The sequence below is a fragment of the Pseudomonas sp. GW821-FHT04C07 genome (assembly GCF_059420325.1).
Genome location: NZ_JBWKTM010000001.1, coordinates 612,787 through 629,317 on the forward strand (window position 1 = coordinate 612,787; position 16,531 = coordinate 629,317).

Annotated in this window: 9 protein-coding genes; 5 read left to right on the forward strand and 4 right to left on the reverse strand. The window is 53.7% G+C overall.

From position 1 onward, the window contains the following. Positions 1–8 precede the first annotated feature (8 nt). Positions 9–143, reverse strand: a complete 135-nt coding sequence (gene rpmH, locus AC07UI_RS02940; protein ID WP_003213577.1) for a 50S ribosomal protein L34 — start codon at positions 141–143, stop codon at positions 9–11. Between the two features lie 565 nt (positions 144–708). On the opposite strand from rpmH, the gene dnaA reads away from it, so the two are divergent. From dnaA to AC07UI_RS02965, 5 genes are all read left to right on the forward strand, one after another. Beyond that, entirely contained in the window at positions 709–2,223 is a 1,515-nt protein-coding gene (dnaA, locus tag AC07UI_RS02945; RefSeq protein ID WP_494991049.1) for a chromosomal replication initiator protein DnaA, read from the forward strand. A 39-nt stretch (positions 2,224–2,262) separates the two neighbouring features. Beyond that, entirely contained in the window at positions 2,263–3,366 is a 1,104-nt protein-coding gene (gene dnaN / locus AC07UI_RS02950) for a DNA polymerase III subunit beta (protein WP_494991050.1), read from the forward strand. Positions 3,367–3,386: 20 nt separating this feature from the next. Then, positions 3,387–4,490 carry a DNA replication/repair protein RecF gene (gene recF / locus AC07UI_RS02955; protein WP_494991051.1) on the forward strand — a complete coding sequence of 368 codons (1,104 nt, stop codon included), beginning with the start codon at positions 3,387–3,389 and terminating at the stop codon, positions 4,488–4,490. Between the two features lie 4 nt (positions 4,491–4,494). Then, positions 4,495–6,912, forward strand: a complete 2,418-nt coding sequence (gyrB, locus tag AC07UI_RS02960; RefSeq protein WP_494991052.1) for a DNA topoisomerase (ATP-hydrolyzing) subunit B — start codon at positions 4,495–4,497, stop codon at positions 6,910–6,912. Between the two features lie 327 nt (positions 6,913–7,239). Next, on the forward strand, positions 7,240–7,542 hold the full coding sequence (locus AC07UI_RS02965) for a hypothetical protein (RefSeq protein ID WP_494991053.1): 303 nt from the start codon (positions 7,240–7,242) through the stop codon (positions 7,540–7,542). A 4-nt stretch (positions 7,543–7,546) separates the two neighbouring features. Here the strand turns inward: AC07UI_RS02965 and AC07UI_RS02970 are convergent, their stop codons facing one another. From AC07UI_RS02970 to AC07UI_RS02980, 3 genes are read right to left on the reverse strand one after another with little or no spacing between them, the layout of a single operon-like run. Continuing rightward, positions 7,547–10,678: a BPTD_3080 family restriction endonuclease gene (locus AC07UI_RS02970; RefSeq protein ID WP_494991054.1), complete on the reverse strand. Its 3,132-nt coding sequence runs from the start codon at positions 10,676–10,678 to the stop codon at positions 7,547–7,549. Next, on the reverse strand, positions 10,678–13,689 hold the full coding sequence (locus AC07UI_RS02975) for a site-specific DNA-methyltransferase (RefSeq protein WP_494991055.1): 3,012 nt from the start codon (positions 13,687–13,689) through the stop codon (positions 10,678–10,680). The genes AC07UI_RS02970 and AC07UI_RS02975 overlap by 1 nt, the downstream gene beginning before the upstream one ends. Positions 13,690–13,748: 59 nt before the next feature. Continuing rightward, positions 13,749–16,160: a DEAD/DEAH box helicase gene (locus AC07UI_RS02980; protein WP_494991181.1), complete on the reverse strand. Its 2,412-nt coding sequence runs from the start codon at positions 16,158–16,160 to the stop codon at positions 13,749–13,751. Positions 16,161–16,531: the final 371 nt, after the last annotated feature.

Below are 16,531 nucleotides of genomic sequence, written 5' to 3' on the forward strand. Positions count from 1 at the left end.
CCGGATTATCAAACTGCCAGACGCGCACGACCTTTGGCGCGGCGACGCGACAGGACTGCACGGCCGTTTTTGGTAGCCATGCGAGCACGGAAGCCGTGAGTACGGGCGCGTTTGATGGTGCTTGGTTGGAAAGTACGTTTCATGTCGTGTTACCTGGTTCGTCCACAACGGGCCGGAATGGCCCCCGTTTTAAGAGACCGGCGATTCTAGAGAAAGCAAGCCTCTAGGTCAATTTCCAACCAGCTTTTCCTTAAATTAGATGTCTGTGGGTTTTTGCCGTCTGACAGAGGGTGACCAGATATAGAAATAAAGAAGGGAATTATTTAAAGCTTTTCTGTAAAGCTTATAAAAGCTAGGGCCGCCGGCATCTGTGGATAAGTACCTTCAAGCCTTACATCACTTGATGTACAGAGAATGACAACCATGGTGAGAAACGGTGTTCTGCCTGTGCTGCGCTATCGGATAAGCTGTGTGTGGAATGCCATGTTATCCACAGGCAGGTTATCCACCGGGTTTGCCCCCCACTTGTACAACGAGCTCAGGCGGGCTTATCCACAGAGCTTATACACATACCATTGGTCGTGTTTTTTATGGATAAGGCGTTGATTCTTCATGACCTGTCAGCAACCTACATGTGGATAAGTGTGCGTCTGGTCGCTACAATGGCGGCTGTTTTTGCCTCACCGGCTTTCAACTTAGGGGATATCCGTGTCAGTGGAACTTTGGCAGCAGTGCGTGGAGCTTCTGCGCGATGAGCTGCCTGCCCAGCAATTCAACACCTGGATCCGTCCACTACAGGTCGAAGCCGAGGGCGACGAGTTGCGTGTCTACGCACCGAATCGTTTTGTTCTCGATTGGGTCAACGAAAAGTACCTGGGCCGCGTGCTCGAGCTACTTGATGAGCATGGCAATGGCCTGGCGCCTGCGCTTTCCTTATTAATAGGTAGCAAACGCAGCTCGGCACCTCGTGCTGCGCCTAATGCACCTTTGGCTGCGGCGGCGTCTCAAGCCCAGGCTGCGGCGACACCTGTGGTCAATACCCCGGTGCCGACTGCGCCAGCCAAACGCTCTACGCAAAAGGTTGCCCAGGTCAGTGAAGAGCCTTCTCGCGACAGCTTCGACCCAATGGCCGGCGCCAGCTCGCAACAAGCCCCGGTACGCTCCGAGCAGCGCACCGTGCAGGTTGAAGGCGCGCTAAAGCACACCAGTTACCTGAACCGCACCTTCACCTTCGAGAATTTCGTCGAAGGTAAGTCCAACCAATTGGCCCGGGCTGCTGCCTGGCAGGTCGCGGACAATCCCAAGCATGGGTATAACCCGCTCTTCCTTTATGGTGGGGTTGGTCTGGGTAAAACCCACTTGATGCATGCTGTGGGTAACCATCTATTAAAGAAGAACCCGAATGCCAAGGTTGTGTACCTGCATTCCGAGCGCTTCGTCGCGGACATGGTCAAAGCGTTGCAGCTCAACGCAATCAATGAGTTCAAGCGCTTCTACCGTTCGGTCGATGCGCTGCTGATCGATGACATCCAGTTCTTCGCCCGCAAGGAACGTTCCCAGGAAGAGTTCTTCCACACGTTCAACGCACTGCTTGAAGGTGGCCAGCAGGTCATTCTTACCAGTGACCGTTACCCTAAAGAGATTGAAGGGCTTGAAGAGCGTTTGAAGTCGCGCTTCGGTTGGGGGTTGACGGTTGCCGTGGAGCCGCCGGAACTGGAAACCCGCGTTGCGATTCTGATGAAGAAAGCCGATCAGGCCAAAGTCGATCTGCCCCATGACGCTGCGTTCTTTATTGCCCAGCGTATTCGCTCCAACGTACGTGAGCTGGAGGGTGCACTTAAACGTGTTATCGCCCACTCGCACTTCATGGGCCGCGACATCACCATCGAGTTGATTCGTGAATCCCTGAAAGACCTGCTGGCACTGCAAGATAAGCTTGTATCTGTGGATAATATTCAGCGCACTGTCGCCGAGTACTACAAGATCAAGATTTCCGATCTGCTGTCCAAGCGTCGTTCGCGCTCGGTCGCACGTCCACGCCAGGTAGCGATGGCATTGTCAAAAGAGCTGACCAACCACAGTCTGCCGGAAATCGGCGATGTGTTCGGTGGCCGAGATCACACCACGGTCTTGCACGCATGCCGCAAGATCAACGAGCTCAAGGAATCCGACGCGGACATCCGCGAGGACTACAAGAACCTGCTGCGTACACTGACCACTTGATGAAGACCAGCGCAGCTTATTAAGGCAAGGGACTAGACCATGCATTTCACCATTCAACGCGAAGCCCTGTTGAAACCCCTGCAACTGGTCGCAGGCGTCGTTGAGCGCCGACAGACCTTGCCGGTGCTTTCCAACGTGCTGTTGGTTGTCGAAGGCCAGCAACTGTCGCTGACCGGTACTGACCTGGAAGTCGAGCTGGTCGGTCGCGTGCAACTCGAAGAGCCTGCCGAGTCAGGAGAAATTACCGTTCCTGCACGCAAGCTGATGGATATCTGCAAGAGCCTGCCAAACGACGCCTTGATCGATATCAAGGTCGACGAGCAGAAGCTTGTGGTGAAAGCCGGCCGTAGCCGCTTCACCTTGTCCACGTTGCCAGCCAATGATTTCCCGACTGTCGAAGAAGGCCCGGGTTCGCTGACCTGCACACTTGCGCAAAGCAAACTGCGTCGTTTGATCGAACGCACCAGCTTCGCCATGGCTCAGCAGGACGTTCGCTACTACCTCAACGGTATGTTGCTCGAAGTGTCCGCCGGCATCATCCGCGCAGTGGCTACCGACGGTCACCGTCTGGCCATGTGCTCGATGCAAGCCGATATTGGCCAGACCGATCGCCACCAGGTGATTGTGCCGCGCAAAGGTATTCTGGAGCTGGCTCGCTTGCTGACAGAGCCTGAGGGGCAGGTAAGCATCGTACTGGGTCAGCATCACATCCGTGCGACCACTGGTGAATTCACCTTCACTTCCAAACTGGTCGACGGCAAGTTCCCGGACTACGAGCGCGTTCTGCCTAAAGGCGGTGACAAACTCGTTCTGGGCGATCGTCAGGCGTTGCGTGAAGCGTTCAGCCGTACTGCGATTCTCTCCAACGAGAAGTACCGTGGTATTCGTCTGCAATTGGCCAACGGCCAGTTGAAGATCCAGGCGAACAACCCTGAGCAGGAAGAAGCCGAAGAAGAAGTCGGTGTGGAGTACAACGGCGGCTCGCTGGAAATCGGCTTCAACGTGAGCTACCTGCTAGATGTGTTGGGCGTGATGACTACTGAACAAGTACGTTTGATTCTGTCCGACTCCAACAGCAGTGCGTTGGTACAAGAGTCTGATAACGACGACTCGGCTTACGTTGTTATGCCGATGCGCCTGTAATCATGTTCAGCAGAAGCTAGATGTCCCTCAGTCGCGTCTCGGTCACCGCGGTGCGCAATTTGCACCCGGTGACCTTCTCCCCTTCCCCTCGCATCAACATTCTTTACGGCGCCAACGGCAGCGGCAAAACCAGCGTTCTGGAAGCCATCCATCTGCTAGGGCTCGCTCGTTCGTTCCGCAGTGCCCGTCTGTTGCCGGTTATTCAATATGAGCAATTGGCGTGCACCGTGTTTGGTCAGGTTGAATTGGCTGAGGGTGGGCACAGCGCCTTGGGGATTTCCCGTGATCGCCAAGGGGAGTTTCAAATCCGCATCGACGGGCAGAACGCTCGCAGTGCGGCGCAGCTGGCTGAAATACTGCCATTGCAATTGATCAATCCGGACAGCTTCCGATTGTTGGAAGGCGCTCCAAAAATCCGCCGACAGTTTCTGGACTGGGGTGTGTTCCACGTGGAACCACGTTTCATGTCCACTTGGCAGCGGCTGCAGAAGGCCCTTCGGCAGCGAAACTCATGGCTGCGGCATGGTACACTTGACGCCGTTTCGCAAGCGGTTTGGGACAGGGAACTGTGCCAGGCCAGCGCTGAAATTGATGAATACCGCCGCGCTTATATCAAAGCCTTGAAACCAGTCTTTGAACAGACCTTAAGCGAACTGGTTGAGCTCGAGGGCTTAACGCTTAGCTATTACCGAGGCTGGGATAAGGAGCGAGAGCTGAGTGCAGTGCTCGCCACATCCCTTCATCGGGATCAGCAAATGGGACATACCCAGGCCGGACCACAACGTGCTGATTTGCGTCTTAGATTGGGCGCACATAACGCCGCGGATATCTTGTCCCGTGGTCAGCAGAAGTTGGTGGTCTGTGCGTTGCGGATTGCCCAAGGGCATTTGGTCAGCCAAGCCCGGCGTGGCCAGTGTATTTATCTAGTGGATGACTTGCCGTCCGAACTGGACGAGCAGCACCGCCGCGCACTTTGCCGCTTGTTGGAAGACTTACGCTGCCAGGTGTTTATCACCTGTGTAGACCACGAATTATTGAGGGAAGGCTGGCAGACGGAAACGCCAGTCGCTCTGTTCCACGTGGAACAGGGCCGTATCACCCAGACCCACGACCATCGGGAGTGAAGGCATGAGCGAAGAAAATACGTACGACTCAACCAGCATCAAAGTGCTGAAAGGCCTGGATGCCGTACGCAAACGTCCCGGTATGTACATTGGTGACACCGACGATGGCAGCGGTCTGCACCACATGGTGTTCGAGGTGGTCGATAACTCGATCGACGAAGCTTTGGCCGGCCATTGCGACGACATCAGCATTATTATCCACCCGGACGAGTCCATCACCGTACGCGACAACGGTCGCGGCATTCCGGTAGACGTGCATAAAGAAGAAGGCGTTTCGGCAGCCGAGGTCATCATGACCGTACTGCACGCCGGCGGTAAGTTCGATGACAACTCCTACAAAGTCTCCGGCGGTTTGCACGGTGTAGGTGTCTCGGTAGTGAACGCTCTTTCCGAGTTGCTGGTGCTGACGGTTCGTCGCAGCGGCAAGATCTGGGAACAAACCTACGTTCACGGTGTTCCTCAAGAGCCGATGAAAATCGTCGGTGAGACCGAATCCACCGGTACCCAGATTCACTTCAAACCCTCTGATCTGACCTTCAAGAACATCCACTTCAGCTGGGACATCCTGGCCAAGCGGATTCGTGAACTGTCTTTCCTGAACTCCGGTGTCGGTATCGTCCTCAAGGATGAACGCAGCGGCAAGGAAGAACTGTTCAAGTACGAAGGCGGTCTGCGTGCGTTCGTTGAATACCTGAATACCAACCGGACTGCGGTCAATCAGGTGTTCCACTTCAACGTCCAGCGTGAAGATGGCATCGGTGTAGAAATTGCCCTGCAGTGGAACGACAGCTTCAACGAGAACCTGTTGTGCTTCACCAACAACATCCCGCAACGCGATGGCGGTACTCACCTGGTGGGGTTCCGTTCGGCGCTGACCCGTAACCTGAATACCTACATCGAAGCGGAAGGTCTGGCGAAGAAACATAAAGTCGCGACCACCGGTGACGATGCCCGTGAAGGTTTGACGGCGATTATTTCGGTCAAGGTGCCAGATCCGAAGTTCAGCTCCCAGACCAAAGACAAGCTGGTTTCTTCCGAAGTGAAGACCGCTGTCGAACAGGAAATGGGCAAGTACTTCTCCGACTTCCTGTTGGAAAACCCTAACGAAGCCAAGCTGGTTGTCGGCAAGATGATCGACGCCGCACGTGCTCGTGAAGCGGCGCGTAAAGCCCGTGAGATGACCCGTCGTAAAGGTGCGCTGGATATCGCCGGCCTGCCGGGCAAACTGGCTGACTGTCAGGAGAAAGACCCTGCCCTTTCCGAGCTGTACCTGGTGGAAGGTGACTCTGCTGGCGGTTCCGCCAAGCAGGGACGTAACCGCAAGACTCAAGCGATTCTGCCTCTGAAAGGTAAAATCCTTAACGTTGAAAAAGCCCGCTTCGACAAGATGATTTCCTCGCAAGAGGTTGGCACTTTGATCACTGCGCTGGGCTGCGGCATCGGTCGCGACGAGTACAATATCGAAAAGTTGCGTTACCACAACATCATCATCATGACCGATGCTGACGTCGACGGTTCGCACATCCGCACATTGCTGCTGACCTTCTTCTTCCGTCAGTTGCCTGAGCTGATCGAGCGTGGCTACATCTATATCGCTCAGCCACCGTTGTACAAAGTGAAGAAAGGCAAGCAAGAGCAATACATCAAAGACGACGACGCCATGGAAGAGTACATGACGCAGTCGGCGCTTGAAGACGCGAGCCTGCACCTGAACGAAGAAGCTCCGGGTATTTCCGGTGAAGCGCTTGAGCGTCTGGTGAATGACTTCCGCATGGTGATGAAGACTCTCAAGCGTTTGTCGCGCCTGTATCCACAGGAACTGACCGAGCACTTCATCTACCTGCCAGCGGTAAGCATGGATCAACTGTCCGATCACGCAGCAATGCAGGATTGGCTGGCCCAGTACGAAGTCCGTCTGCGCACTGTGGAGAAATCCGGCCTGATCTACAAAGCCAGCCTGCGTGAAGACCGTGAGCGTAACGTCTGGCTGCCAGAGGTCGAACTGATCTCCCACGGCCTGTCGAACTACATCACCTTCAACCGCGACTTTTTCGGCAGCAATGACTACAAGACGGTCGTCACCCTTGGCGCTCAATTGAGCACCTTGCTGGACGAAGGCGCTTATATTCAACGCGGCGAGCGCAAGAAAGCCGTCACCGAGTTCAAGGAAGCTTTGGACTGGTTGATGGCTGAAAGCACCAAGCGTCACACCATCCAGCGCTACAAAGGTCTCGGTGAGATGAACCCGGACCAGCTTTGGGAAACCACCATGGACCCAAGCGTGCGTCGTATGCTGAAAGTGACGATCGAAGATGCCATCGGTGCCGACCAGATCTTCAACACCCTGATGGGTGATGCGGTTGAGCCACGTCGTGACTTCATCGAAACCAACGCCTTGGCGGTGTCCAACCTGGACTTCTGATCAGGTGTAGGTAGGCAAAGTTATTTGCCTTTTCGGCCAGAGTTAAAGGATTCGGTCAAAGTTATCGAGCGATAACCTGAAATAGAAAGCCCCTGCTGATGTAAATCAGCAGGGGCTTTCTCGTTTTAGATGATCGTCTCAGCTTCTGATCAGTTGGCCAATCAGCCAAAAATGTCTCTGGTCTCTGTAGGCGATGCTTGGTCTTGTACTACCTCGACGACTCCTGCTGATTTCATCCTGCTGGGTCGGATTCCCGTAACTTACTCCTTGTGCTGTCTAGTAAAACTATCCTGTAAAATGGCGAATGAATTTTATGAGAGTCGCACTGTGAAACTGCTGAATACCTACGACGATCATGATGATGCCAAGGAGGCTTCTGAAAAGCTGGTTGGCGAGAAGCGCCTGGCCAGTGAGCGAGATGCCACAGTCGTGATCTACAACCTGTTTGGAACTCCCAGCTGGGGGAATTTTCACCGTCTGGGGATGTACAACTTGGTCGAGTTGAAGGGGCTGCTGGATCGAAAAGCTTCTTGGCAGGCTGAAGACGCTAAGCGCCATCAGGAAATCCTGGCCACTTTAAATATAGTGGCCAAGAACTACTCGCTAGAGCTTCCCTCTCACTGGCTGTAACAGGTCAAGCCGCGTTTCCTTGAAGCTTTTCCAGACTGAGCTGGTTGAGTTCCACACCCAGCTTGCTTGGATCCTGCACGACCATGTAATGCCATAGTCCGTGCTCACCGCTGCGGTTCACTGCATCAACCCAGCGCTGAGCTGCCTTGGCCTTGAGATCCGCGTCATCGTTGTACTGACCCTTGATCTCAATAATGACCTTCAGCTCGATATCAAGCTCAGCAATGAAGTCAGGCACATAGCTGTGCTTGATGTTTTGCTTACGATAACTGATGGCAAAGCCTAAACGATCATTTTTCACCCACTTCAAGACTCCGGGGTGAATGTCGAGCAGAAAGCCTGCACTCTGTTCCCACTTAGCGGTATCGGCCACCATCAAATTTAGATGGCACTTGGTAACAGCGCGCACAGGCTTAGTTGTATGAAAGTCCACATATAGCGTGCTTGCAAGCCCGGCAGAACCCTGAGGAATTATCGGCAAGAACCCGTGCCTTTCCTCTGTACCGCTTTGCAAGGCGTTGTATAGGCTACCGATCACTGACTGGGTGTAGTTACCGCTGGCCAGTACGTCGCAGGCATGAGAGTCACCCTTAAGAACGAGTTTCTCTCGTAAGAACCGCGAACACGCATTCAGTACCTTTGGAAACAGCGTTGCTATCGGCATGCTGTCACCACGCTCAGTGCGCCACTGTTTGCAGATTTCTTTGGCCAAGATGAAGGCTACCTGCTGATCACGGAAAAGATCTCGCCATTCAGCCAATGTCACTGAGGATTTCTTCCCTGCGCCAAAAGCGGTAAGGCTGCCATCAGGCGCTACCATCTGCCCAACCTGAACGGTTGTCGGCAGTGTCATAGGGTTGATAGTGACTTGGGCTACTTGAGACCAATCAACCACGACATCGAACTGATTCACCTCTTGGTAGCCCATGACGATGGGGAAGTCGATGCGATACTGCTCACGCTCCGGCATCGAGAAAATATGATGCTGCTCGCGCTCTGAAACTGTCGGATTAACCGAGCGGGTTTTGAATGGAACCAACTCGAATGGCACGCCAAAGACCTTGGCCGTCTCTTCAGTGAAGAGCCCTGTATCGTCATTAACTACATAGCTAGCACGACGCAGTGCACGCCCTACTACTTGCTCGCATAGGAGCTGCGAACCAAACGGACGTAGCCCGACGATATGGGTAACCGTGTTGGCATCCCAACCCTCGGCTAGCATGGCTACGGAGACGATACAGCGGATATCCCGGCCCGGCGGTATGCGCTCGTCGATCCATTGCAGGCCTTCGCTATCTTCCTCATCGTCGTCGCTGTTGAGCTTGTCATTGTGCTTGCGCACCAGTTCTGACCACTCCTCAGGTACTTTATCGCCCGGCCATTTGGCTTTGCCGATTGTGTTGAGGATAAAGCGCATACGCCTCACCTCATCGCTACCGCTGCCTGCCTCCATTTCCTCAGCGATCTTGGAGTCAACCCGAACAGTGAGTTCTTTGCGAGGGAAATTGCGGAACCACTCGGGGGCTTCACCATAGCCGCCATCGTTGTTGGCGAGCCAACCATGGACTTCCTTGGCAACTTTGGTATCGCGGCACACGACGATGAACACGGGAGGAATGGGATAGCGCTGTTTCTCTTTATGCAGCAACTCCCATTCCTGGTACTTCTTATACCAATCGGTTGCGAGCAGGGTAATGGGCGTACTGGCGTAGTTCATCACCAACTGTGGTGTGAGTTTCTTGCCATGGCCATCCTCTTCAGCTTTGGCTTCCACCCAGCGCCATACGTTGAAGTAGGCAGCTTCCTCGGTGCCGCCTACGTCAGCAGTTGGTAGCTCTGGGATCTTCACCAGGCCGGACTCGATAGCGTCAAGCAAACCGAAATCGGAGACGATCCAGGGGAATGGTTTGCCGACCTCATTTCCCGAACCCTGGATGTAAAACGGTGTGGCGGAAAGGTCTAGGCAGAGATTGATGCCGTTCTTGCGACCGTTAGCCAGTTTGTTGATGCGGTCGAGGCCTTCGATCCAAATGGTGGCTTCCTTGGCATTCTTCTTGGCTGTGTCTTTGTCGTCTTCGAGAGAGGTTTCGTCCTCTTCATCGATGTTGTCACCACGACGATAGGCATGGTGAGCCTCGTCGTTGAATACCAGCCAATGCTGGCTGCGGCCTCGTCCTGTACCTAGCTCCTGGCGCATACGCTTGAACCAGGCAGCATCGGACTCAAAGTATTTTACTTCGACTTTGCCTTTGTCCTTACCCGACTGCTTGGTGACCTCAACAGCTTCGCCAGTCTTAACCACTTTGGCCGAATCACCATTTACGGTGTTGCTCTCCAGCTTGGCGAGTTTGTGCCAGTTGGCAATCATCACTTCGCCCCGGCGCAGTTCTTCCATGCGTTGTACGGGCACAAGTTGGCGGGTACGGTAAAGCGATAAGTCGCCCAGCAGCGGGTCGAGTTCTTTGAGGCGCTCGCGGATGGTGACGTTGGGGCAAACGATCAGCACCGTATCGGAGAAACGATCATCCGTCGGCGCAGCAACTCGGTTAAGAATCGACCAGGCAGCCAGCATCCCCATGACGGTGGTTTTACCCGAGCCGGTTGCCATCTTGCTCGCGTAACGCGTAAAAGCGCGCAACCCTTTGGCTTTGCCTTCAGGGCCAGGTTCGTCCCTTGGGATACCGACGAGTCCTTTCTTGTAGACGTCTGCGGCTTCTACCAGAAAAATGATGGTCTCCGCAGCTTCAACCTGGGCGAAGAATAGGCGTTGTCCACGATCCTCGGCGCGCCAGAGCTCAATCAGCTCTTTGGTGACCCGAGAGGCGCCGTCATAAGGGGTGCCAGTCAACTTGCCAGCTCGCCACTCATTAAGACGCTGGCGAATCAGGTTGACCTGCCCCAGCTCTTCCTGGGAGCCAATGTCAGTTTCACCCAGCAGTTCTGCCTGTCGCTTGTTCTTACGGCCTGTACCGGCCCCTTCTGGTACCCGGTAGAAGTAGTAAGCGGCGCGGCGGCCTTCCGCTTTGATCGGCGCCTTACCGAAGGCCACTTGCCAGTGGTAAGTTGGCTCCACGTAAGGCGAGTTGATAATGGGTTCCGGTACTTCGCTAACTGGTACGGCAGTACGTCCGGTCATTACTTCGTCTCCGCCATGTTTAGCACACGCATCAACTCGTTACCGCGTTCATCGATCACTTTGATGGCGATCTGGCCCTTGCTGTCTGCGACAAACGGTTCACTTATAGTACCGGCCAGGTGCTCCCATACGCTGTCGTTGAACCGGCCTTTGAGCGCCTTTTGCAGGTTGTCCCAGGCGCTAGTGCGCGGGAAAAACACTTGGTTGGCGCAGAAGGCCATACCGTTGTAATTGGTATCTAGCATCCAGCAGGGCAGGTTTTCCGGCTCAACCGATTCAGTAGCCATGGTATCAGGGTGGAAGGTGTCCAGCCCCAGCAGTTCGACCTGATATAGAGCCCGACCGTCATCACGCAGACCCGCAGGCACAATGCGGGCATCCGGCAACCCAGTGATCGAGAACAACTGGTCGGTGTGACTTGTCTTGAGTAGGTCATCCATGGCTACATCGGGCGTCACGCTGATGTAGGTACAGGGCAAACGCAAGCGTTTCCGGTTATCCACCAGTTCACGGGCCTTGGCCTGGATGGCAAAACCGAAGAAGAACAGCTGACTGTATTTGAGGAAGTAAGCTTCACTGGCTGCTTCAAACACCTGATCTGAGCTGATCGCACCATCCTCAGGGCCAAAAACGATAGCAATACGCTGTTCCTGCTCGTCCACCGCTTCGGCATGCAGGAAGTCATTATCCAGCACACGAACCTGCTCCAACTTCAGGCTGCGATTGCCCGGCAGACGCAGGTTATGGCTACGTCGCAGAATATCGATCATGCGATCCAGGTAGCTGCGGGCGTTGTAGCCAGCGGCTTGTTCTGCTGCTTGGGTGGAGCCTTCCACTTCTAGCGAGTGAGCGGCCTGGATGGTGGCTTCCACTGTGAAGGGGCCGCAGACACGTGTGATGCCGGTATTGATTTCTGGATGATCTACCAAGGTGACGGTTTCAGGCTCTTCGCTATTGGCAATAGACTTCAATGTGATACGTGGAACCAAGCCCCCAACCTCTTCACCTCTGCGGTTTTGTTTACGCTTATAAGTGAATCCACCGGCAGGGCCACGTGTAGGGTTCTTTAGCTCATACCAACGGAAGGTAGCTGTAAGCAGACGTTGGCGCGCCAATGCCAGGGGTACGCGCGAGGTATCACACGTAATCCAGCGGCGACCGAGAGACTCTGCAACATAGGCACTTGTGCCAGATCCGCATGTAGGATCAAAAATCAAATCTCCAGGGTCAGTAGCCATAAGCATGCATCGTTCAATAACCTTAACACCGGTTTGAACAACATATAGTTTCTCATCAGTAAAACTTCCGGTTAGCGTATCTATCCAGAAATTACCTATTTGCTGATATGGAAAATCATCAGCAAATCGACGATATCTAATGCTATTTTTGGCAACGTGAATCCGCCCTGCTTCTGCTAACCGTTCTAAACCAATCGGGTAATTAGGTTTCCAATGGGAGTTTGCCCCTGGATTATAAATCTTACCTTGGAATTCGAACGGCTGTGGATCTTTGGATGCGCCTTGCGATTGAATATTATCTGGGCTGTATAAGCGAGCTCCTTTTGGAATATTAACTTCTCCTCTCTTTTCTTCAGCAGTAGTTCCTCGGTAAGTTCCATCATCAAAAATAACCCACTTCGAGTTCCCTTCGCCGACAACAGCATGTTGTCGATCATAAAGCTTGTTGCACTTTACGAGGGATTTGTCTTTAGCATACCATAGAATAAAGTCGCCAAGGGTGGGTAAAGTATTTGATGCAAAGCCGGAAGTTGTTTGGAACACTATTTGAGAGATGAAGTTTTTATCGCCAAATACTTCGTCTAAAACCTCTCTGACGTGATGAACATTATCATCTGATATTTGAATGAAAATACTACCATTGTCAGATAACAACTCTTTTGCCAGAACTGCGCGGTCTTTTAAATAAGTTAGATAAGAATGTAGTCCTAGTTGCCAAGTGTCGCGATATGCTTTTACCATTTCAGGCTCGCGAATCATGTATTCATCTTTTCCGTGATTATCTTTGACTTTTTTATCACGTACAAAGGGCTGAAAATTTGACCCGAATTTCACACCGTAAGGAGGGTCAATAAATACCATCTGCAACTGCCCCCCCATTCCTTCGTACTCCAGCAAGGAGTTCATCACTTGCAGGGAGTCCCCAAGGATCAAGCGATTCGCCCACTGCTCCTTATGGGTGTAGGCGTCGAGTTGGTCGGCGATGTCCTTGTCTGCGTTGTCGCCAAATAAATCCAGCATGGTGCCAGCGGCCCTGTGGGATTCGAGCGTCTTGAGGATGTTCTGTGTCGAATGCCGTTCGTGTACGAAGAGCGGCACGGTGGCTACGCTAATTTGCTGACGTTCTGCTTTACCTGCCCAGTTCAGGAAGGGTTGAGTCAGGCTTTTGAGGCGCGCAACGCACTGGCTCAGGCTGTTAAGGCGTTCACCATTACCTTTCCATACCTGCTCTTCGGTGAAGACGCTGGCTTCGCCTTTTTCTACGGCTTCTGCCACCAAGTTGAGCAACCATTCGGCAAAGTCACGCTGGGCGTTTTCATCCCAGCACAGTTCGGGTGCCAGGCTGGAGTCGTAGCGGTACTGCTTGGGCGGCTTTCTGGCATTGAACTGTTCTTGCACGCCTACATCCGGGCGGCTAGTGGCCTTGGTGTCGTACTGATAGGTGGAATAAGGATCTGCGCCTAGACCTGAGTCCGAAGTCGTCTGGTTGTCTTCAGTCTGTGGGCGGTGTTTAGCCAGTACCTGGTCTGCCAGAGATGACGGTTTGCTAGTTGACGGTTGCACCAGAAATACCGCCCCCCCACGCCCTTGGCCTTTGCCCAGCACACCATCGCCAATCAGAGCATCGCGAACGAGCCAGTAGTCCTCTTCGCTGAAGCTGAACGCGGCCGCCTCGGTCAACTGCTGCTGAAGCTTGATATTGCCGATGCTGCTGCCATCCTTCGGGATCAATTGAAGAATCAGGTCATGCAGGCTGGCGTCGTGTTGACTCATGGTGTTCTTCCTTAAATAAAACGGTGCGGCGCTTAGGCCTAAAGTGTGCGAAGTCAGTGCTACTGTGTCCAGCCTGCGGCAGCCCAGTCCAAATTCTCTGGTATCAGGTAGCGGTTACTGGCATCGGCCAGGCGATGGTTAGCCACCTCTTCTGCGGCCTTGAACAGTAATTTGGAGACTTGGCCATCGGGGCTCAGGGGGCTGTGTTCCGCTGGTTTCAGTAGCCATTGGCTGGCTTTTGTAGGGTTTAGTTTGGCTTTACCATCGTTAACCTGAATGGCCACAAACTCCTGTCGCATGCGTTTGCCCTGTGGGCCTTGCCAGCGCAGCATGGCACCGAGCAGTGCACCCTCACCGAGTTCTGGTGCTTTGAGCATTGCAGCCAATCCGCCGAAGTCGTACTCGCAGGCTTTACCCAGCAGGTACTGCATGAGCTTGGAGTTGAGGTCGAGCATATGGGTGTCAGGGCGATTAGCGGCCAGCATGCGATCCAGGGTAACGTCCATGCGTTGTGAGGCTTTGGGTGATAGGCCCATTTCACGCGTCACTTGATCAGATAGGCGAATACGCAATAGCCGCTCTTTATGGCTGCGTTCTGCCACCTCTATGCCAAGTTGATCGAACATGCCTAGGACAAAGCTGTAGAGGTGATCGACGGTGATTTCTAGCTCGTCGCGCAGTTCATTTGGGTCACTGGTGGCGGCGTGGGCAAACAGTTCACGTTGTTTTACGGCAGCAGTACGTGCCTGCTTTAACGCTTCATCGATGCGCTCTCGGGTTCGGTCGATACCGAGTTTTGTGGCTTGTTGCAGGATATCTTCCACATCAATCAACTCGGCTAGCTCACCGAGGATTTCGTCTTTCAGGCCGTCGTTGAATTCATGCTGCTGAACCTCGGCCAGGTCAGTCACCACGTTGTCGATACGCTCATACATTAGGTCTACGATGTTCTGATCCAGGCTGTCAGCTTGCTGGATGTTGAACACGACGACCTTCTTCTTCTGACCATAGCGATACAAACGACCGATGCGTTGCACGAGGCGCATGGGGTTCCAGGGCAGGTCGTAATTGACCATGACGTGGCACTTGTTCTGGAGGTTGATGCCTTCCCCGCCCGCCTCGGTCGAGATCAGGAATCGCCCTTGCTCCTCAAAGCGTTTGATGGCTTCACGCCGTTCGGCATGTTGCATTGAGCCATTGATTAACTCGACTTGTTCGCTGCCATAGTGGTTGGCCAAGGCATCACGCAGGTAGTTTTGAGTAGTTCGGTATTCGGTAAAAATCAGCACTTTCTCGTCGGGGTTGGCTGCGTGGATCTTGCCGATGATGTCTTCGATAAACAGCTTCAGTTTGAGGTCGTTGGCTTTCAGCGCAGCGGCCTCATCAATAAGGTCTTTCAACAACTGGACTTCACCGGCAAAGAATTCGCGGGCATCACTGGTGAATTGCTCTTCCCACTCACCTAGGTAGCGTTCATCGCTGGGTTCGTCTTCTGAGGTAGCGTTGGCTTCATCGTCGAGAAGGCGCTGAAGACGATTGCACAGCGCCCGGTGAATGGCTGCTGCGCTGGAGGCGGCCAGCTTGCGATAAACCGTCATGACGAAACCAATGGCGTTACCGGTACGGCCTAGCGCTTCACCTGCGCCATAGCCTTTGCGCAGATAGGCTTGAAGCGTTTTATCGAACTCGATGGATTCATGGCTGCTGGGCACCTGCAAGGCACTGGTTATTTTGCCTTGGAATATGAAGTTTCCTTCCGCATCGGTCACGTCAGCTTTGTGGTTGCGGAACACCATGTCATGCAGAATTTCTGGATTCAGGTTGAGCATCATCAGCTCGGTGCGACGCTCAGGGCGTAGTAGCTCTAGCAGTGCCACGAACTTGTCCTGCTTGCCTTGGTGAGGAGTCGCGCTCAACAACAGCATGTGTTTGGTTTGGCTGCGTAGATTCTTTGCCAAGTCATAGCGTTCAGAGCTGTCCAGCTTCTGCCCGTACTGGCGGCGGCTGAGTCGATGCCCTTCGTCAAAGATCACCAGATCCCATGGCTCTGCCTGGAGCAGGCTTTCCAGGTGGTCTACTTGTTTCAGGCGATCCATGGAGCCGATGACGCAGTCGTGCATCTTCCATTGGCGGGGTTCATTGATGAAAAAGTCTTCGCCATAGATCTCGAAGTCTTCCAATTTGAACTTGTGGTACAGCTCTTCCTGCCATTGTTTGGTCAGGCCTGCGGGCGTGATCAGCAGGATGCGTTTGACCAGGTCTCGTTGTCGCAGGGCGTGCAGCAGCATTCCAGTCTCGATGGTCTTACCCAAACCCACATCATCCGCAATCAACCAGTTGAAGTTGCCGGATGCGAGGATGTGGTGCACAAGGTGAATCTGGTGAGGCAGCGGCTCAATTTCTAGGTGAGAAAGGGCACCAGTGTTTTCATTCCACACCTTAATGGCATGGGCCAGCATGCGCAGGCGCATGCGCTCGGCATCGATTGGTTCCCCTTTGCTGGCTGTGACAAACCGATGCTTAACGCCCTTCACCTGACGCAGATATTGATAGGGCAGCCAATGGCGCTCACCACGCTCAGGAAAGTCGACCAACACTTGTTCGCTGCCTGCCAAGGTGCGTTGCTGCATGATGACGCCCAGCCCTAGTGAGCGAATGCCGCTGCCAGAAGTGTCATCGACCACGTCCATGCCATTTTGAAAGCCTGAGCGCACGGCAGAAGCATCGACATAGGCCAGCTTCTTCTCAGGACTAAACCAGTGAACCTGAAGCTGATTTTCGGGTTCTTTAGCAATGGCCATTTTGACGATGCCCCGACGCTCCTCTTGGCCGCTGGGTGATT

Bases quoted from the DNA above. Each gene is read 5' to 3' on its own strand.
- rpmH (WP_003213577.1), bottom strand. From the start codon at position 143: ATGAAACGTACTTTCCAACCAAGCACCATCAAACGCGCCCGTACTCAC.
- dnaN (WP_494991050.1), top strand. From the start codon at position 2,263: ATGCATTTCACCATTCAACGCGAAGCCCTGTTGAAACCCCTGCAACTG.
- recF (WP_494991051.1), top strand. From the start codon at position 3,387: ATGTCCCTCAGTCGCGTCTCGGTCACCGCGGTGCGCAATTTGCACCCG.
- gyrB (WP_494991052.1), top strand. From the start codon at position 4,495: ATGAGCGAAGAAAATACGTACGACTCAACCAGCATCAAAGTGCTGAAA.
- AC07UI_RS02970 (WP_494991054.1), bottom strand. From the start codon at position 10,678: ATGACCGGACGTACTGCCGTACCAGTTAGCGAAGTACCGGAACCCATT.
- AC07UI_RS02975 (WP_494991055.1), bottom strand. From the start codon at position 13,689: ATGAGTCAACACGACGCCAGCCTGCATGACCTGATTCTTCAATTGATC.
- AC07UI_RS02980 (WP_494991181.1), bottom strand. From the start codon at position 16,160: ATGCGCCTGCGCATGCTGGCCCATGCCATTAAGGTGTGGAATGAAAAC.